Here is a 19,101-nt window from a genome sequence, read left to right as displayed (position 1 = left end):
GTTGGCTGTGCAAGTCGGATTACGCGCAAGCGCTAATCCGACCTACGTCCAGACGACCAACATTTACACCACCTTGCGCTCGCGCAAGCCGTCGATCTGGCTGCCATCGAGGCCCAGCCACTGCTGCAGCACCTCCTGCGTATGCTGCCCCAGCAACGGCGGCGGCAAATGGTACTGCACCGGCGAGCCGGACAGGCGCACGGGATTGGCTACCAGCGCAACAGTCCCCGCTGTCGGATGCGGCATCTCCACTTTCAAGCCACGCGCCACCACTTGCGGGTCGGCAAACACCTGGTCGATGCGGTTGACGGGGCCGCACGGCACGGCTTGCGCCTCGAACGCGCTGATCCACTCGGCTGTCGTGCGCATGACCGTGGTCTGGCGCATCAAGGGAATCAGAATCGCCCGGTTTGCCACGCGTTGCGGATTGCTCATGAAACGCTCGTCCTGTGCCCATTCCGGGTGGCCGGCGACGGCGCAAAAGCGCGAAAATTGCCCATCGTTGCCGATCGCCAGAATCATGTCGCCATCGGCCGTCGGGAAGTCTTGATACGGCACGATGTTCGGATGCGCATTACCCATGCGCTGCGGCACTTTGCCGCCGCACAAGTAATTCGCCGCCTGGTTGCCCAGCGCCGCCACTTGCACGTCCAGCAGGGCCAGGTCGATATGCTGGCCCAGGCCCGAGCGTTCGCGCTCGGCCAGCGCCGCCTGCACGGCGATGGTGGCGTACAGGCCCGTCATGATGTCCGTTTGCGCCACGCCCACTTTTTGTGGCCCGGCGCCCGGCTGGCCATCGGGCACGCCCGTGATGCTCATCAAGCCGCCCATGCCCTGAATCAAAAAGTCATAGCCGGCGCGCGCCGCATACGGCCCATCCTGGCCAAAGCCCGTGATGGAGCAGTAGACGAGGCGCGGGTTGAGTGCCAGCAAGCTGGCCGCGTCCAAACCATATTGCTTCAAGCCGTCCAGCTTGAAATTTTCCAGCAAGACATCCGCTTCGGCGGCCAGCTGGCGCACCAGCGCCTGGCCTTCGGGCACGGCCAGGTCGATGCACAAGGAGCGCTTGTTGCGGTTGGCGCACTGGAAATAGGCGGCCTCGGCGGTGTCGCGGCCGTCTGCATCTTTCAGATACGGCGGACCCCAGGAGCGCGTGTCGTCGCCGCGGCCCGGCTGTTCAACCTTGACCACGTCGGCGCCGAGGTCGGCCAGCATTTGCCCGGCCCACGGGCCGGCCAGCACGCGCGACAGGTCCAGCACGCGCAAGCCGGTCAGCGGTGCGGGCCGCAGGGTGGAAGCCAAGGCGTCCATCAGTTGTTGAAGGCGGCGATGCCGGTGATGGCGCGGCCGATGATCAGCGCGTGCACATCGTGCGTGCCTTCATAGGTGTTGACCACTTCCAGGTTGACCAGGTGGCGGATGACGCCGAACTCGTCGGAAATGCCGTTGCCGCCCATCATGTCGCGCGCCACGCGGGCGATATCGAGCGCCTTGCCGCAGCTGTTGCGTTTCATGATAGAGGTGATTTCCACGGCGGGCGAACCCTCATCCTTCATGCGGCCCAGGCGCAAACAGCCTTGCAAGCCCATGGTGATTTCGGTCAGCATGTCGGCCAGTTTCTTTTGCACCAGCTGGTTCGCGGCCAATGGGCGGCCGAATTGCTGGCGGTCCATCGTGTACTGGCGTGCCTTCAGATAGCAATCTTCCGCCGCGCCCAGCGCGCCCCAGGCGATGCCGTAGCGGGCGCTGTTCAGGCATGTAAATGGACCCTTCAAGCCGCGCACGTCGGGGAAGGCATTTTCTTCCGGGCAAAACACTTCATCCATGACGATTTCGCCGGTGATGCTGGTGCGCAAGCCGACCTTGCCGTGGATTTCCGGCGCCGACAAGCCTTTCCAGCCTTTTTCCAGCACGAAGCCGCGAATCGCGCCTTCATCATCCTTGGCCCAGACGACGAACACGTCGGCAATCGGGCTATTGGTGATCCACATCTTGGCGCCCGACAGACTGTAGCCGCCCGGCACCTTGCGCGCACGCGTGACCATGCTGCCCGGATCGGAGCCGTGGTTCGGTTCCGTCAGGCCGAAGCAGCCGATAAATTCGCCCGTCGCCAGTTTCGGCAGGTATTTCTGTTTCGTTTCTTCGTTGCCGAAGGCATGGATCGGCACCATCACTAGCGACGATTGCACGCTCATCATCGAGCGGTAGCCAGAATCGACGCGCTCGACTTCGCGCGCGGCCAGGCCGTAGCAGACGTAGTTCAGGCCGGCGCCGCCGTATTCTTCGGGTATCGTCGTACCCAGCAAGCCCAATTCTCCCATTTCGCGGAAGATGGCTGCGTCCGTGCGGCCATGGCGGAACGATTCGAGCACGCGCGGCACCAGGCTGCCTTGGCAATAGTCGCGGGCCGCTTCCAGCACGGCGCGTTCGTCGCCCGTCAGTTGTTCTTCCAGCAGCAGGGGGGAATTCCAGTCGAATACGGTTTTGCTCATCACAGGCCTCGCAGGTGAGCGCCGGTGATCGGCGCAAGATTGAATATGGCTCATGGTAGGTTCTTGCCTAGCCTTGCGCAAACGATTTTTTCGCACCCAGACATGCGTGTTACGCATATCTTGCGGCATACTGATGTTCTTTCACCGGCCGGATACCCCATGTCACGCAAAATCCCGATGCTGCAGGCGCTCAATTGTTTCGAGGCGGCCGCGCGCCACCAGAGCTACACGCACGCGGCGCGCGAACTGTCGCTGACGCAAAGCGCCGTGTCGCGGCAGATTTCATCACTGGAAAGCTTTCTTGGCGTGCAACTGTTCCAGCGCACGCGCCATGGCGTGCTGCTGACCAGCGCCGGCGCCGCGTATGCGCGCCAGATCGCGGCCCGCCTCGATGGCCTGGAGCGCGACACGCTCGACACCATGGCGCGCCAGGGTGGCGGCGGGGCCTTGCAGCTCGCTTCCGTGCCCACCTTTGCCACGCGCTGGCTGATGCCGCGCCTGAGCTCGCTGGCAGGGCTGCACCCCGACATCGTCGTGCATATCGACGCGTATACAAAACCGTTCATGTTTGCCGATACGGAATACGACGGCGCCCTGTATGCGGGCACGCCCGAGCAGCTGGCGCGCTGGCCCGGCACGCGCGCCACTTTGCTCATGCACGAAGAAATCGTGCCCGTCGCCAGCCCGCGCCTGTTGGCGGCGCGCAGTGACTGGCAGCCGCACGATGTATTGGAACTGACCTTGCTGCAGCAAAGTACGCGTCCGGGCGCCTGGCGTCAGTGGTTTGACGCCATGCAGGTGGAGGGCGAAGGACGCGATGGGGCGCATTACGGCGCCCGCTACGAACTGTTTTCCATGCTGGCCATGGCGGCCGTGCAGGGGCAAGGGGCAGTTCTGCTGCCGCGCATGCTGGTCGAGGCGGAACTGGCGCGTGGCGAACTGCGCATCGTCTGCGAGCGCCCACTGCGCGGCCAGCGGGCGTATTACCTGATCACGCCTGAAACGGCGCATGAAAAGACGGCCTTGCAGCAATTGCGTACCTGGCTGCAGGACGAAGCGGCTTAGAGCCTATCCCAGTAGATGAATACATCCCCTGCTGGCGCCCCTCAGAAGCGGGGACGGCGTTGATCGTCGTCGCGTGGCTCGCCACGCGTCCTCCTCACGCCTTGTCCGCGCTCCTGATGAACTGCCAGCAGAAGACGCTCCCTACTGGGATAGGCTCTTAAACGACTTTGCCGGTCTCGAAATGGGGATTGTCGATGAGGCCGATCTGGTTGCCGAACGGGTCGAGCAACTCCACCGTGCGGATGCCGTCGCCCACGTCCGTGATCGGATGGTGCAAGGTGCCGCCCAGCGCAACGATGCGCTCGACTTCCTGCTCGATGCCGTCCACGCCCCAGTACGTCACGCTGCCTTGCGTGCCTGGCTCGCCGCCCGGCATCAGCCCAAGTTCGAAGCCGCCAATGGCAAAACCCACATAAAACGGCTGGTCGAAATACGGCGCCGCGTTAAATACCTGGCTGTACCAGGCTTTGGCCTGGTCCAGGTCGGGGACGGGATAGGTGACGGTGCGTAAGCCCTTGATCATGTTCTGCTCCTGGTGAATGAAGAATAACGCCATCATGCCACCGGCGCGTGCGGGGCGATTGGAAAAATGGAAGGTGCTCAGGCGCGCCGGCCCGTCAGCCACGCCTCGGGCGAGCTGTGCGCGAAATCCTGGAAGTCGCGGATCAGGTGCGACTGGTCGAAATAACCGAATTGCAAGGCCACTTGCGCCCAGTCCGGCTGCCCCGCCAGGCTTTGCATGCCGGCGCTGGCAGCGCGAAAACGGCAAATACGGGCAAACAATTTCGGGCTGATGCCGACGTGCTGGCGAAATTGCAGCGCCAGGTGCTGGCGCGACACACCCAATTGCGCGGCGAGTTCCTCCACGCGCACCTGGCCGGACGCTGCCTCAATGGCCGCGATGGCATGTCCGGCCGCGCCGGCCTGGTGCCGTGGCGGCGCGCTGCGCAGGCGCAGCAGCAGATAATCTTGCAAAACAGAAACTCTTTGTGCATTCGACAAGGGCTCGCTCCACAGCGCGTCACCCAGGCGTGCCGCCAGCTCGCGGCCCCACAGTTGCCGCAGTCCCGTGCGGCCATCGCTCAGTTCGCACAGCGGCAGCTGGAAGAAGGACGCCGCCGCGCCCGGCCTGAAGCGGGCCGCCACCGTCTGCACCAGCCCCAGGCTGGCGACGGCAATCGGCACCGTCATCATGCCCACGGCAAAGCTGGCATCCTGCTGGTCCTGGCACAGGATGTCGATGCAATTGTCGGGCAAGACCTGGTGCGTGACGGGTGTGGCGCCCGTCTGCACGCGGCAGGTCCAGACGCAGTCCAGCCAGGGCCGCAGGGCGGGAATGGGCAGATATTCCTGGTAGACGATCATGGCCGGCTTTGATGCAAAGAACAAGATTGCCCATATATTACACAGCATAATTGTGCGCCGGCCAAAATTTGCCAGGCCGGGCCGCCAGCGCGCCGCGCTATCGGGCGGCGACAACCAGTATAATGCTCGGTTCATATCCACTATTGGCCGCACATCATGCAAGATAAATATAGTCCCGCCGACGTCGAACAAGCCGCCCAATCGCACTGGAAGGCGATCGACGCCTACAAAGCCGTCGAACACGACCCGCGTTTCCCAAAAGGCAAGTATTTTGCCTGCTCGATGCTGCCTTACCCTTCGGGCAAGCTGCACATGGGTCACGTACGCAACTATACGATCAATGACGTGATGTACCGCTACCTGCGCATGAACGGCTACAACGTGCTCATGCCGATGGGCTGGGATGCGTTCGGCATGCCGGCGGAAAACGCGGCCATGGCCAACAACGTGCCGCCCGCGCAATGGACGTATTCGAACATCGCCCACATGAAGCAGCAGATGGAATCGATGGGCCTGGCCATCGACTGGTCGCGCGAAATGACCGCCTGCAAGCCCGAATACTACAAATGGAACCAGTGGATGTTCCTGAAGATGCTGGAAAAAGGCATCATCTACAAGAAGACCGGTACCGTGAACTGGGACCCGATCGACCAGACCGTGCTGGCCAACGAGCAAGTGGTCGATGGCCGCGGCTGGCGTTCCGGCGCGCTGATCGAAAAGCGCGAAATCCCCATGTACTACGCGCGCATTACCGATTACGCGGAAGAATTGCTGGCGTATGTGGACGACAAGCTGCCGGGCTGGCCCGAGCGCGTGCGCACCATGCAGACCAACTGGATCGGCAAGTCGACGGGCGTGCGCTTCGCCTTCCCGCATGAAATCAAGGACGCGAATGGCGCCCTGATCGGCGACGGCAAGCTGTATGTATTTACCACCCGTCCGGACACCGTCATGGGCGTGACCTTCTGCGCCGTGGCCGCGGAGCACCCGCTGGCCATCCACGCTGCGCAAAGCAATCCTGCGCTGGCTGCCTTCAACGCCGAATGCAAGCTCGGTTCCGTGATCGAAGCGGACATGGCGACGATGGAGAAGAAGGGCATGCCGACCGGCCTGTTCGTCACCCATCCGTTGACGGGCGCGCAAGTGGAAGTGTGGGTCGGCAATTACGTGCTGATGACCTACGGCGATGGCGCCGTGATGGGCGTGCCGGCGCATGACGAACGCGATTTCGGCTTCGCCAAGAAATACAATCTGCCGATCAAGCAAGTGATCGAAGTCAAGGGTCAGCAATTTTCGACGGACGCCTGGCAGGAATCGTATGGCAGCAAGGACGGCGTCTGTGTCGCCTCCGGCAAATACGACGGCCTGCATTTCGCGTCCGCCGTCGATGCGGTGGCCGCCGACCTGGCAGACCTGGGCCTGGGCGAAAAGAAAACCACCTTCCGCCTGCGCGATTGGGGTATTTCGCGCCAGCGCTACTGGGGCACGCCGATTCCGATGATCCATTGCGCCGATTGCGGTGTGGTGCCGGTGCCGGAAAAAGATTTGCCGGTGGTGCTGCCGGAAGACTGCGTGCCGGACGGCACGGGCAATCCGCTGAACAAATATGAAGCCTTCCTGCAGTGCGACTGCCCGCAGTGCGGCAAGCCGGCGCGCCGCGAGACGGACACCATGGATACCTTCGTCGATTCGTCGTGGTATTACATGCGCTATACGTCGCCAGGCTCGAACGACGCCATGGTCGACGCGCGCAACGATTACTGGATGCCGATGGACCAGTACATCGGCGGCATCGAACACGCCGTCATGCACTTGTTGTACGCGCGCTTCTGGACCAAGATCATGCGCGACTTCGGCCTGGTCAAGTTCGACGAGCCGTTCGTCAACCTGCTGACGCAAGGCATGGTGCTCAACGAAACGTACTTCCGCAAGGACGCGGTGGGCAAGACCACCTGGTTCAACCCGGACGACGTGCGCCTGTCGCTCGATGACAAGGGCCGTCCGCAAAGCGCCGTCCTGGTGGCCGATGGCCAGCCGGTGGAAATCGGCGGCACGGAAAAAATGTCGAAGTCGAAGAACAACGGCATCGATCCGCAAGCGCAGATCGAGCAGTACGGCGCCGACACGGCCCGTCTGTTCACCATGTTCGCCTCGCCGCCGGAACAGACGCTGGAATGGTCGGGCAGCGGTGTCGAAGGCGCGAACCGCTTCCTGCGCCGCGTATGGAACTTCGGCTACGCCCAGTCGGCCACGATTCAAGCCGCACTGGCTGGCGGCGCCGCACCGGCCACGGGTGACGCGCAGAAAAACCTGCGCCGCGAATTGCACAAGCTGCTGCAGCAAGCCGATTACGACTTGAAGCGCATCCAGTACAACACCGTGGTGTCGGCCTGCATGAAGATGCTCAATACCCTGGAATCGGCCAAGCTGGACGATAGCGCGCAGTCGAAGGCCCTGATCGCCGAAGGCTTCTCCATCTTCCTGCGCCTGCTCAATCCTGTCGCGCCGCACATCACCCACGTGCTGTGGCAGGAACTGGGCTACGCGGGCGTGCACGGCGACCTGCTGAACGTCGCCTGGCCGCAGGTCGACCCGCAAGCGCTGGAGCAGTCCGAGATCGAGATGATGATCCAGGTGAACGGCAAGCTGCGCGGCTCGATCACGGTGTCCAAGGATGCGGACAAGGCCAGTATCGAAGCGGCTGCGCTGGCGTGCGAAAGTGTGCAAAAGTACGTCGAAACCACGCCGAAGAAGATCATCGTCGTGCCAGGCAAGTTAATCAGCATCGTGGTGTAATCATGACGACTTTCTCTCCGACTTTCTCTCAAGCATCGCTGTTGGGCCGCCGTGCCGTGCTGGCGTTGGGTCTGACTGTTTTGTTGTCGGCCTGCGGCTTTCATTTGCGCGGCTCGAACGGCAGTTTCATGCTGCCGTTCGCGACGATGTACATCGGCTTGCCCGAGACATCGCCGCTGGCGATTGGCCTGAAGCGCTATATCCGCGCCATCGGCAGCACCGAGGTGGTGGGCACCAAGGATGGCGCCGACGCTGTCCTTGAAGTGCTCAGCGACCCGGAGAGGAATCGTACCAAGACCATTTTGTCGCTGAACAAAAATGGTCGCGTACAAGAGTATCAACTTGGCTATTCGATCAATTTCCGCGTCCTGGACAAGGCCGGCAACCAGTTGCTGGCACCGACCACCATCAGCCTGGTGCGTCCGATTACCTTCGACGAGTCGCAGGTATTGGCCAAGGAAACCGAGGAGGCGGCGCTGTACCGCGACATGCGCAACGACCTGGTGCAGCAGATCATGCGCCGCCTGGCCGCCATCAAGCCGGTGCTGCCGGCCATGTCGGTGGCGCCCGTGACGCCGGTCGCGCCGGCCGCCCCGCAGCAGTAACGGGGACGCCATGCAATTGCGGATAGACGCGCTCGACGGGCATGTGGCCAAGCCGCTGGCGCAGCTATATGTGATCACCAGCGACGAACACTTGCTGGCGCTGGAAGCGGCCGACAAGATCCGTCGCGCGGCGCGTGCGCAGGGCTATTCCGAGCGCGACGTGCTGACGGTGGAGCGCAGCTTCAAGTGGGGCGAACTGCTGGCGGCGAACCAGGAGCTGTCGCTGTTCGGCGATAAAAAACTGATTGAGCTGCGCATCCCCACCGGCAAGCCGGGCAAGGACGGCGGCGCGGCGCTGCAAAGCTATGCGAAAAACCTCAGCCCCGACAACCTGACCCTGATCACCTTGCCCAAGCTGGACTGGGCCACGCAGAAGGCGGCCTGGGTCGCCAGCCTGCAGCAGGCGGCCGTGTATATCGAGATTCCGAATGTGGAGCGGGCGCAGTTGCCGGCCTGGATATCCCAGCGCCTGGCCGCGCAGGGCCAGAGCGCGGAGCGCGCCAGCATCGACTTCATCGCCGAACGGGTGGAGGGCAATTTGCTGGCGGCGCACCAGGAAATCCAGAAACTGGGCTTGCTGCACGCGGCGGGCAAGCTGACGTATGAGCAAGTGCAGGATGCGGTGCTGAATGTGGCCCGCTACGATGTCTTTAAGCTGTCCGAAGCCATGCTGGCTGGCGATCCGGCGCGCCTGGTGCGCATGCTCGAAGGCTTGAAAGGCGAGGGCGAGGCGCTGCCGCTGGTGTTATGGGCCGTCTCCGAGGAAATCCGCACGCTGTTAAAATTGAAGGCCGGCATGGCACAAGGGCGCCCATTGGGCGCGCTGCTGAAGGAATACCGCATCTGGGGTCCGCGCGAGCGGATGATGGAACCGGCCCTGCGGCGCATCTCGCTGCCCGTGCTGGAAGCGGCGCTGCAGCAGGCGGCGCAGGTCGACAAGATGATCAAGGGCTTGCGCGCCAAAGGCTACGCGGGCGATGCCTGGGATGCCATGTTGCAGCTGGGCCTGAAGATCGCCCGAGGCTAGTTTTTAACTATATGGATACGAGCATGGACATCACAGAATATATGCAGGACGTGGGCACGCGCGCGCGCGCCGCTTCGCGCGCCATGGCGCGTGCCGACAGCGCCACGCGCAACCGCGCCCTGACCCTGATCGCCGCCGCCATCGTGCGCGACGCCGACCTGCTGCGCGCGGCCAACCAGCGCGACCTCGACGCGGCCGCTGCCGCCGGCCTGGCACCGGCCATGCTGGACCGTCTGACGCTGTCCGACGCCGCCATCGCCACCATGGTCGAAGGCTTGACGCAAATCGTCGCGCTGGCCGACCCGATTGGCGAGATCTCGAACATGAAATTCCGCCCGACGGGCATACAGGTGGGCCAGATGCGCGTGCCGCTGGGCGTTATCGGCATCATTTATGAAGCGCGTCCGAATGTGACGGTGGACGCGGCTGGCCTGTGCATCAAGAGCGGCAACGCGACGATTTTGCGCGGCGGCTCGGAAGCGATTCATTGCAACCGCGCGCTGGCCAAGCTGGTGGCCGAGGGCTTGCTGGGAGCAGGCCTGCCGGCCGATGCCGTGCAAGTGATCGACACCACCGACCGCGCCGCCGTCGGCGCCCTCATCACCATGCCGCAATACGTGGACGTCATCGTGCCGCGCGGCGGCAAGGGCCTGATCGCGCGCCTGATGGCCGAGGCTACCGTACCGATGATCAAGCACCTCGATGGCATCTGCCACGTCTACATCGACGCCAAGGCTGATATCAAGAAAGCGATCGATATCGGCTTCAACGCGAAGTGCCACCGCTACGGCACCTGCAACACCATGGAAACCCTGCTGGTGTCGCGCGCCATCGCCGCTACCGTGCTGCCGCAGCTGGCCGAACTGTACCTGACCAAGCAGGTGGAACTGCGTGCCGATCCGGAAAGCCATGCGATCCTGGCCGCCGCCGCTTATCCGCACCTGGTGCCCGCCACCGAGGAAGACTGGTCCACCGAATACCTGGCGGCGATCCTGTCGATCAGGATCGTCGACGGCATCGATGAAGCGATGGACCACATCAACCGGTATTCGTCCAAGCACACGGAGTCCATCATCACGGAAGACTACAGCGATGCGCTGCGCTTCCTGCGCGAAGTCGATTCCGCCTCGGTGATGGTGAACGCATCGACGCGTTTTGCCGATGGTTTTGAGTATGGACTGGGCGCCGAGATCGGCATCTCGAACGACAAGCTGCACGCGCGCGGCCCGGTAGGACTGGAAGGCCTGACATCGCTCAAGTACGTGGTCTTTGGCCACGGCGAAGTCCGTAAATAGTCTCTTCGCGGGTTGCCCACAAGGCGGCCCGTGCTCGCATTTTTCTCCACCTCTGACACTGGGAACCCCATGCTCTTTCTCTGGACCAAAGCCTTCCACATCATCTTCGTCATGTCCTGGTTTGCCGGCCTGTTTTATTTGCCGCGTATTTTCGTCAACCTGGCGATGGAGACGGAAACGGTGGCCACGGAACGGCTGTTGCTGATGGCGCGCAAGCTGTACCGCTTCATGTCCCTGCTGGCGCTGCCGGCGATGGTGCTGGGGCTGGCACTGATGTGGATGTTGTATGGCGGCGGTGAAGGCCGCGTGAAGATGCCGGGCTGGATGCACGCCAAGCTGACGTTCGTGGTGCTGCTGCTCGGCTACCACCACGCCTGCGGTTCCATCCTGCGCAAGTTTGAAAAAGGTCTTAACAAGCGCAGCCACACCTGGTTCCGCTGGTTTAATGAAGTGCCGGTGGTGATGCTGCTGGTCGTCGTGGTGCTGGTCGTGGTCAAGCCTTTCTAAGGGAATCGAGATGAGTGCAAGCCAGAGCAAAGTCGTGCAGTATTTCTTCGCGCCCCACTCGCCATGGACCTACCTGGGCCACGCGCGCCTGATGGCCATCGCCGCAAAGACGGGCGCACAGATCGACGTGCGCCCTTTCGACCTGGGCAAGGTCTTCAGCGTGTCGGGCGGCCTGCCGCTGGCCAAGCGCGCACCGCAGCGCCAGGCGTATCGCCTGGCCGAACTGGCGCGCTGGTCGGCCTTTTTGCAAGTGCCCTTGACCTTGCAGCCAAAGTTCTTCCCCGTCTCGCCGGAAGCCTCGGCCAAGCTGATCATCGCCACGCGCCTGGCGCACGGCGTGGAGGCGTCGCTGAACCTGGCGCACGCCATCATGCGTGGCCTGTGGGCCGAAGAGCGCAATATCGGCGATGAAGAGACACTGGTGCAGATCGCGCTGGATGCCGGTTTCGATGGCCGCCAGTTGCTGAAAACGTCGGAGACGGCCAGCGTGCAGGCCGAATACGATGCCAATACGGAGGCGGCGACTGCCGCCAGCGTCTTCGGCTCGCCGTGGTACATCGTCGATGGCGAAGGGTACTGGGGCCAGGACCGCCTCGATTTTGTCGAGCGCGCGCTGGAGAGGTAATAGTTTAAATAGTAGTTAGTAACCCCAAGAGCAGAACTGGGGTCGTACCCTGAGGGTACGACCCCGGCCTTTTTTGGGGTTTTCATTGAACGTGTTTTTCAACGGATAAAAGGTACACCATGGCTTCATATTTTTGCCCATGCCCGCGCGGCATGGAAGCGGCGCTGGCCGAGGAACTGGGCGAGATCGCCCAGGATAGTTCGACCATGAAGGTCCACAACCAGGTACCGGGCGGCGTACATTGCTCGGGCGACCTGCTCGACTCCTACCGTATCAACCTGCATTCGCGCATCGCTTCGCGCGTGCTGATGCGCATGGCCCATTCCGGCTACAAGACGGAAAATGATATTTATGACCTGACCCTGGCGCAATCGTGGGAAGACTGGTTCGGCGTGCACCACACGATCCGCGTCGACGTCACGGCCGTGAAGTCGCCGCTGCGCAGCCTGGAATTCACGACGTTGAAAATCAAGGATGCGATCTGCGACCGCTTCCGCGACCAGTTCAACGAGCGTCCATCGGTCAACACCAAGACGCCGGACATGCGCATTGTCGGCTTCCTCGATGCGCACACGTTCACCGTCTACCTCGACACTTCGGGTGAAGCCCTGTTCAAGCGCGGCTGGCGCGAAGAGACGGGCGACGCGCCGCTGCGCGAAAACCTGGCCGCCGGCCTGTTGCGCGTGTCGGGCTGGAAGCCGGGCATGGTGCTGTTCGACCCGATGTGCGGTTCCGGCACCATCCTGGCCGAAGCGGCGCAGATGCTGCAGGGAATTCCGCCCGGCGCCACGCGCCAGTTTGCCTTTGAAAACTTCCACGACTTCGATCCGGCACCGTGGAATGCCATGAAAAACGCCATCAAGGTCAATCCGCTGCCGCTTGAGCCGACGATTTTCGGCAGCGATATTTCGGGCGACATGGTGGCCATGACGCGCCATAACCTGCGTTGCGCCGGCGTGCGCTTCGACGTGCCCCTGAAACAGATCGAGGCGCAGGAAGTCAAGCCGCCAAGCGACGTGCCGGGCATCATGCTGACCAACCCGCCGTACGGCGAGCGTATCGGCGTGCGCGGCGACAGCACCATCCCGGAAGATGAATTGTCGACCTCCTTCTATTCGGCCATGGGCACGACCCTGAAGCAGCGCTTCGCCGGCTGGACCGTGTTCCTCTTCACGGCCGACCTGGGCTTGCCCAAGCTGCTGCGGTTGAAGGAAGCGCGCAAGACGCCTTTCTTCAACGGCGCGCTGGAATGCCGTTTGTTCCGCTTTGATATGGTGGCGGGATACAACCGCCGCGAAGAAGCAAAACCTAAAAATATCTGATTAAACCTACTGCGCGTCGTGACTTGCGGCCTGCGGTGCTCACCGTACTAAAGTACGGTTGCGCTCTCGGCCACAATTCACTTCCGCTCGCTACGGTTTTCTCAGCTATTTTGGCAGCTGAGAAAGCCGGATGTGTCACCCTGGATCCGCCATGTTTCCCATCCCTCCGGCGAGTGTGCCGCCCGACCCGGTCACGCCCGTGCCGCCTCCCACCCCGAGCCACATGGCGCCGCTGAGCCGCGGTGCGCTGGCCATGCTGCTGGCCGGCCTGTCGATGCTGGGGCCTTTGTCGATCGACACCTATCTGCCCGCCTTTGGCGCGATCCAGGGCTCGCTGCAAGCGTCGCCGCTGGAAGTGCAGCAGTCGCTGACGTTCTACATGCTGGCCTTTGCCGGCATGGTGCTGTGGCATGGCGCGATCTCGGACACCTTTGGGCGGCGCAACGTGGTGCTGGTATCGCTGCTGATGTTTGCCATCGGCTCGCTCGGTTGCGCTTCGGCGCACACGGTGCATTATTTATGGTTCTTCCGCATCCTGCAGGGTGTCTCGGCCGGCGCCGGCGTGGTGATCAGCCGCGCCATCATCCGCGACCTGTATGCCGATGCGGCGGCGGCGCGTTTGCTGTCGCTGGTGACGATGATCTTTTCCATCGCCCCGGCAGTGGCGCCCATCCTCGGTGGCTGGATCGTCATCTGGTTCGACTGGCGCTCGATTTTCCTGTTCCTCGCCTTTTACACGGTGATCCTGCTGGCGTTCTGCTACTGGCGCCTGCCCGAAACCCTGCCAATGGAAAAGCGCCAGCCCTTCAATCCCCGTTTCCTGGCCTCGAGCTATGGCCAGATCCTGCGCTCGCCCCTGTTCCACATCAAGGCCGGCATCGTCGCCCTCAATTTCGCGGGCCTGTTCCTGTTCATCACGGCCGCGCCGGAAATGCTGCCCAAGCAGCTGGGTCTGGGGCCATCGCAATTCGCCTGGCTGTTCATTCCGTGCGTGAGCGGGATTTTCATGGGCGCCCTGGCGGCCAACCGCATCGCCGGCAAGGTCACGTTCGCGCGCCAGATCGGCATCGGCTTTGCTTTCCTGCTGTGCGCTGCCAGCGTCAACGTCGTGTACCACCTGTTCCTGCCGCCATCGCTGCCCTGGTCGGTGCTGCCGCTGTTCTTCTACACCTTCGGCATGTCGCTGGTGGGGCCGGGCGCGACCCTGCTGGCACTGGATCTGTTCCCGCATATCCGCGGCACGGTGGCCTCGTGCCAGTCGTTTGCCAGCACCTTGCTCGGCGCCGTGGTGGCCGGTGTGATCTCGCCGCTGCTGTCCGGTTCCGTGCTGTGGCTGGCCTCAGGCCAACTGGCGTTTACCGCCTTGGCGCTGGCGCTATGGCTGATATCGCGGCGCTTCCGCCAGCGTTTGCTGGGTTCCTTCAAGGCATAAGTTTCCACGGCAGAACGCTGGGTTTATTTCAACTTAATTTTCTATATTGCAAGTAATATCCGGCGCTTATGATAAGATGACTTTTTACCCGGCATCCTCTCAGGCAGTCTATTTTTGGGTTACAGGAGTGGAGGATTCCTCTGAACGTGGCCGCGCTTTGCTGCTGAGCGCTAATCCTTTTCGAACCGGCAATGCCTGATACGATGCAACAATCTGATCAAGATATTCGCAATCGCCTGCTGATTGCCCGCCTGCCGGCCATGCCGCAGATCCTCATCAAACTGATCGCCCACCTGCAGGCCGACGATGCCGGCATGCCGGAGCTGGCCGCCCTGATCGCCAAGGATACGGGCATGACCAGCAAGATCCTCGGCGTGGCCAACAGCTCGGCCTACCATCGCCAGGGCAAGGTCGTCAGCCTGGAACAATCGCTCGTGTCGCTGGGCACGGACATGATCAAGACCCTGGTCATCAGCGAATCCGTCTTCCAGACCTTCAACAGCTTCCCCCATTCCGGCGGCACGGATTTGCGCGCCTTCTGGAAAAGCTCGCTGTCGGCCGCCGTCCTGGCGCGCGCGCTGGCCAAGGCCATGGCCTATCCGCACGTCGAGGAAGCGTACCTGGCGGGATTGCTGCACAACGTGGGCCGCCTGGCCTTGCTGGCCACGGCGCCGAAGGAATACGCGTTCAATTTCACGGCGCGCGACGATGCCGCCCTGTGCGCGGTGGAGCAGCGCACCCTGCAGATCACGCATGCCGAAGCGGGTGCCTGGCTGATCGAGCGCTGGCAGCTCGATTCCTTCCTGGCCGACAGCGTGCTGTATCACCATGAACCGCTGGCGCGCCTGGAGGCCAGTCATCCTTTGATCCGCATCGTGCGCCTGGCACACCTGCTGTGCTGCCATGCCGACGATGCGGAGTCGATTGCGCAGGCGGCGCAGCTATGCGCGCTGGAGGTGGCGGTACTGGACAACCTGGCCGGCAGCGTCGCGCGCCAGGTGGAGCAGACGGCGCAGCATCTGGGCATCGACCTGGCCGGCGCGGACGATATCGCCTCCCCGCCCGCGTATGCTCCGCCATCCGTCGATCCGGTGCAGCAGCGCCTGTCCGACGAAGTGCGCAACATGGTGCTGGTATCCGAAGTGGGCCAGACCTTTGCCCGGCAGCAGGGCGAGAGCAGCCTGTTGGAGGCCATCACGCGCTCGGCGCGCATCCTGTTCGATTTCGACACCGCCATCGTCCTGCTGCAAAACCCCACCGGCCATGCGCTGGTGGGCGTGGCGGCGGGCGAACATCAGCAGCGCCTGGCCGGCTTCTCGATCCCGCTGGCCAAGGGCGGGCCCCTGGCCGCCGCGGCGCTGGAATGCCAGCTGGCCTTTTTAAAACGCGACATGCCGGCGCTGGGCATCGTCGAGGAGCAGATGTTCCGCATTCTCGGTACCGATAGCCTGGTCTGCGTGCCTTTGGCGACGGGCCAGCGCAGCCTTGGGGTGCTGATCGGCGGCGTGGCGGCGTGGCAGATTGCCGCTTGCCAGAAGCGTGAGGGTTTCCTGCGCGCGTATGCCAACCAGGCCGCCACGGCGCTGGAAACGGCCGTCAATGCGCGCGGGCTGGCACGGCGCCAGCTCGATCACGTGACCGAGGAATACCGCGCCGCCTCGCGCCGCGTCGTGCATGAAGTAAATAACCCGCTATCCATCATCAAGAACTATCTGAGCGTGCTTGATCACAAGCTGGAGAAACAAGAGCCGGTCAGCGGCGAGATGGCTATCCTGAACGAAGAGATCGACAGGGTCGGGCAGTTGATCGGCGGCCTGGCCGATTTGCAGCCGGTGGCCGCCAGCGGCGTGACCGATTGCGCGCGCGTGGTCGACGATGTGCTGCGATTGTTCCGCGCCACCGACTTTCTGCCGCCGAAGATCGAGGTAGTCACGCGCATGCAGGACGCGCCATGCGAGGTGGAGGCCGATGCCGACATGCTCAAGCAAATCCTGCTCAACCTGCTGAAAAACGCCGTCGAAGCCTTGCCCGATGGCGGGCGCATCGAAGTGGCGAACCGTGGCCACGTCAACCGCGACCGGCGCCTGTATCTGGAGTTGTGCGTCAGCGACAATGGCGCCGGCCTGGCGCCGGAGGTGCTGGCGAATCTGTTTTCTCGCGTACGCAGCAACAAGGAGGGGGCGCATCACGGCCTGGGCTTGTCCATCGTGCATGACCTGGTCACGCGCCTGCATGGCGTGATTGGCTGCCGCAGCAGCAAGTCCGGCACCTCGTTTGAAATTCTGCTGCCCATTCCCGTGCCGGCGAGCGCTGCAGCCGCGCTGCCCGCGCCCGGCAATACCGCCCTGTCTTTGTAACCTCCATGAACTCCTCCGCCATTCCATTTGACCTGGAAAACAGCCCGCGTATCCTGCTGGTCGATGACGAGCCTCGTTTGCTCGCTTCCCTCCACGAATTGCTGAAGGACCGCGGCTACCAGCTGTACACGGCCACCTGCGGCAGCGAGGCGCTGGCGCAGTTGTCGAAACTGCGCTTCGACCTGATCCTGCTCGACTTGCGCCTGCCCGACATGAGCGGCCATGAAATCATGGACCACATCAACCGGCGCGGCATCGAGGGCGACGTGATCGTCATGAGCGGCGACGTCGGCATCGAGGCGGCCATCGGCGCCCTGAAGCGTGGCGCCTACGATTATCTGCGCAAACCCTACAGCCGCGAGGAGCTGCTCAAGACGGTGGAGAACGCGCTGCAAAAGCGCAAGCTGGCGCTGGAAAACGAGCGCATCGCGCTGCAGCTGGAAAACTCGGAAAAGATGTACCGCTACCTGGTCGACAGCTCGCCCGACATCATCTACACCCTGAACCACGAAGGCCGCATCACCTTCATCAATGACAGGGTGCAGCAGTTGCTCGGTTTTAGCCGCGAAGAGCTGATCGGCAGCCATTATTCCATCCTCGTGCACGACGAAGACCAGGAGCGCGCGCGCTATGCCTTCAACGAGCGCCGCCTCGACGAACGCGCCTCGCGCAATGTGGAATTGCGTCTGAAGTGCCATAGCGGCAGCGGCAGCGACCGTACCTTCAACAACACGCTGATGACGATTCCGCTCAATTCGATCGGCATGCACAGCCTTGATCACGAAGCGAAAAAGCAGGAATACTTCGGCACCTACGGCGTGGCGCGCGACATCACCGACCGCAAACGGGCCGAGGAAGTCATCTCCTACCAGGCCTACCACGACATCCTGACGGACCTGCCGAACCGCATGCTGTTCAAGGATCGCCTAGGCCTGGCCGTGATCCAGGCGCGGCGCAAGCTGACGGAGCTGGCCGTGATGTTCATCGACCTGGACCGTTTTAAACTGGTCAACGATACCCTGGGCCACGTGAAGGGCGACGAGTTGCTGCAGCAGGTGGCGCTGCGCCTGAAGGATTGCCTGCGCCGCGGCGATACCCTGGCGCGCCAGGGCGGCGATGAATTCACCATCGTGCTGCCGGAACTGCGCGACCGCCAGGATGCGCGCCTGATCGCCGACAAATTCCTCGAATGCCTGCACCAGCCCTTCGACCTCGATGGCAACCAGGTGCATATTTCGGCCTCCATCGGCATCGCCATCTATCCGGGCGACGGCGAGACCATCGACGAGCTGCTGCGCCATGCCGACATCGCCATGTACCAGGTCAAGGCGCTGGGCAAGAACGGCCACAGTTTTTATCACGAGTCCATGCTCGATGTGTCGCACCAGAAGATCGCGCTTGAGCAGAGCCTGCGCAAGGCGCTGGAGCTGAACCAGCTGGAGATGTATTACCAGCCGCAGGTGGACGTGATGACGGGCCGCATCGTCGGCGCCGAAGGCCTGATGCGCTGGAACCACCCGCAGCGGGGCTTGCTGACGGCCGGCGAATTTTTGCCGTTTGCCGAGGAAAACGGCTTGATGCTGCCGATCTCGGACTGGATGCTGGGCGCCCTGTGCCGCGACCTGGTGCAGTGGAACGCGGCCGGCGGCGAAGCCGTGCGCCTGTCGTTGAATTTGTCGCCGCAATACCTGGACCGGGGCGATTTTTTCGAAAAGATGCGCGGCGCGCTGACGCGCTACGGCATCGCGCCGGAAAAGATCGAAGTGGAAATCACGGAAAACATCTGTATCCGCAATCCGCAATATGCGATCGAGCAGTTGAACAAACTGTGCCAGCTGGGCGTGTCGGTCGCCATCGACGATTTCGGTACCGGCTATTCCTCGCTGTCGTATCTGCACCGCTTCCCCATCCACACCATCAAGATCGACCAGTCGTTTGTGAAGGAAATCCACGACGAGCATGGACACTATCCCGTGATCCTGGCCATCATCTCGATTGCGCGCGGGCTGGGCTTGCACCTGATCGCCGAAGGCGTGGAAACGGAAGGCCAGGCGCGCTACCTGCAGGACAAGGGGTGCACCACGATGCAGGGCTATCTGTACCACCGGCCCATTTCGCTGGGCAGCTTCATCGGCGTGCTGCAGGAGCAGAGCCGCCTGATCGCCGATGCCGTCCCCGCGCTGTCGCAGACGCTGGCCATCGAGGCCTGAGCC

At 62.8% G+C, this 19,101-nt stretch carries 15 protein-coding genes; 11 read left to right on the top strand and 4 right to left on the bottom strand.

Features of this window, described 5'->3' with window-relative positions; translation table 11 throughout:
• Nucleotides 1-63: 63 nt before the first annotated feature.
• Together CNX70_RS27075 and CNX70_RS27070 are read right to left on the bottom strand one after the other, a co-directional pair.
• Complete coding sequence (locus CNX70_RS27075) at nt 64-1,311, bottom strand: CaiB/BaiF CoA transferase family protein (RefSeq protein ID WP_096238084.1); 1,248 nt, start codon at nt 1,309-1,311, stop codon at nt 64-66.
• On the bottom strand, nt 1,311-2,492 hold the full coding sequence (locus CNX70_RS27070; RefSeq protein ID WP_096238083.1) for an acyl-CoA dehydrogenase: 1,182 nt from the start codon (nt 2,490-2,492) through the stop codon (nt 1,311-1,313). The genes CNX70_RS27075 and CNX70_RS27070 overlap by 1 nt, the downstream gene beginning before the upstream one ends.
• A 159-nt stretch (nt 2,493-2,651) precedes the next feature.
• Here CNX70_RS27070 and CNX70_RS27065 point away from each other — a divergent pair, with 159 nt between their 5' ends.
• Nucleotides 2,652-3,557: a LysR substrate-binding domain-containing protein gene (locus CNX70_RS27065; RefSeq protein WP_167389725.1), complete on the top strand. Its 906-nt coding sequence runs from the start codon at nt 2,652-2,654 to the stop codon at nt 3,555-3,557.
• Between the two features lie 157 nt (nt 3,558-3,714).
• Here CNX70_RS27065 and CNX70_RS27060 read toward each other — a convergent pair whose 3' ends face one another.
• Complete coding sequence (locus CNX70_RS27060) at nt 3,715-4,080, bottom strand: VOC family protein (protein ID WP_096238702.1); 366 nt, start codon at nt 4,078-4,080, stop codon at nt 3,715-3,717.
• A gap of 77 nt (nt 4,081-4,157) precedes the next feature.
• Nucleotides 4,158-4,946, bottom strand: coding sequence for a helix-turn-helix domain-containing protein (locus CNX70_RS27055; RefSeq protein ID WP_244198969.1), 789 nt, complete (start codon nt 4,944-4,946; stop codon nt 4,158-4,160).
• Between the two features lie 132 nt (nt 4,947-5,078).
• On the opposite strand from CNX70_RS27055, the gene leuS reads away from it, so the two are divergent.
• The 10 genes from leuS to CNX70_RS27005 all read left to right on the top strand — a co-directional run bounded on the left by leuS (nt 5,079) and on the right by CNX70_RS27005 (nt 19,098).
• Nucleotides 5,079-7,718, top strand: coding sequence for a leucine--tRNA ligase (gene leuS / locus CNX70_RS27050; protein WP_096238082.1), 2,640 nt, complete (start codon nt 5,079-5,081; stop codon nt 7,716-7,718).
• 2 nt (nt 7,719-7,720) lie between these two features.
• A complete protein-coding gene (locus tag CNX70_RS27045; protein ID WP_096238081.1) occupies nt 7,721-8,323 on the top strand; it encodes an LPS-assembly lipoprotein LptE in 603 nt (200 codons plus the stop codon).
• Nucleotides 8,324-8,333: 10 nt separating this feature from the next.
• On the top strand, nt 8,334-9,350 hold the full coding sequence (holA, locus tag CNX70_RS27040; RefSeq protein WP_092802781.1) for a DNA polymerase III subunit delta: 1,017 nt from the start codon (nt 8,334-8,336) through the stop codon (nt 9,348-9,350).
• A 23-nt stretch (nt 9,351-9,373) separates the two neighbouring features.
• Complete coding sequence (locus CNX70_RS27035) at nt 9,374-10,645, top strand: glutamate-5-semialdehyde dehydrogenase (RefSeq protein WP_096238080.1); 1,272 nt, start codon at nt 9,374-9,376, stop codon at nt 10,643-10,645.
• A 69-nt stretch (nt 10,646-10,714) separates the two neighbouring features.
• The gene (locus tag CNX70_RS27030; RefSeq protein ID WP_096238079.1) at nt 10,715-11,152 is read left to right on the top strand and encodes a CopD family protein; all 438 of its coding nucleotides are present in this window, start codon (nt 10,715-10,717) and stop codon (nt 11,150-11,152) included.
• 10 nt (nt 11,153-11,162) lie between these two features.
• The gene (locus CNX70_RS27025; protein ID WP_096238078.1) at nt 11,163-11,777 is read left to right on the top strand and encodes a 2-hydroxychromene-2-carboxylate isomerase; all 615 of its coding nucleotides are present in this window, start codon (nt 11,163-11,165) and stop codon (nt 11,775-11,777) included.
• Between the two features lie 119 nt (nt 11,778-11,896).
• A complete protein-coding gene (locus tag CNX70_RS27020) occupies nt 11,897-13,099 on the top strand; it encodes a THUMP domain-containing class I SAM-dependent RNA methyltransferase (protein WP_425269214.1) in 1,203 nt (400 codons plus the stop codon).
• Between the two features lie 151 nt (nt 13,100-13,250).
• Complete coding sequence (locus CNX70_RS27015) at nt 13,251-14,531, top strand: multidrug effflux MFS transporter (RefSeq protein WP_208624475.1); 1,281 nt, start codon at nt 13,251-13,253, stop codon at nt 14,529-14,531.
• Between the two features lie 203 nt (nt 14,532-14,734).
• Nucleotides 14,735-16,888 carry an HDOD domain-containing protein gene (locus tag CNX70_RS27010; RefSeq protein ID WP_244198968.1) on the top strand — a complete coding sequence of 718 codons (2,154 nt, stop codon included), beginning with the start codon at nt 14,735-14,737 and terminating at the stop codon, nt 16,886-16,888.
• 5 nt (nt 16,889-16,893) lie between these two features.
• Nucleotides 16,894-19,098 (top strand): EAL domain-containing response regulator, encoded by a 2,205-nt coding sequence (locus tag CNX70_RS27005; protein ID WP_096238075.1) that lies wholly within the window; start codon nt 16,894-16,896, stop codon nt 19,096-19,098.
• Nucleotides 19,099-19,101 lie beyond the last annotated feature (3 nt).

The sequence above is a fragment of the Janthinobacterium svalbardense genome (genome assembly GCF_002327145.1).
GTDB classification, from domain to species: domain Bacteria; phylum Pseudomonadota; class Gammaproteobacteria; order Burkholderiales; family Burkholderiaceae_D; genus Janthinobacterium; species Janthinobacterium tructae.
This window is presented reverse-complemented; position numbering and strand designations above follow the sequence as displayed.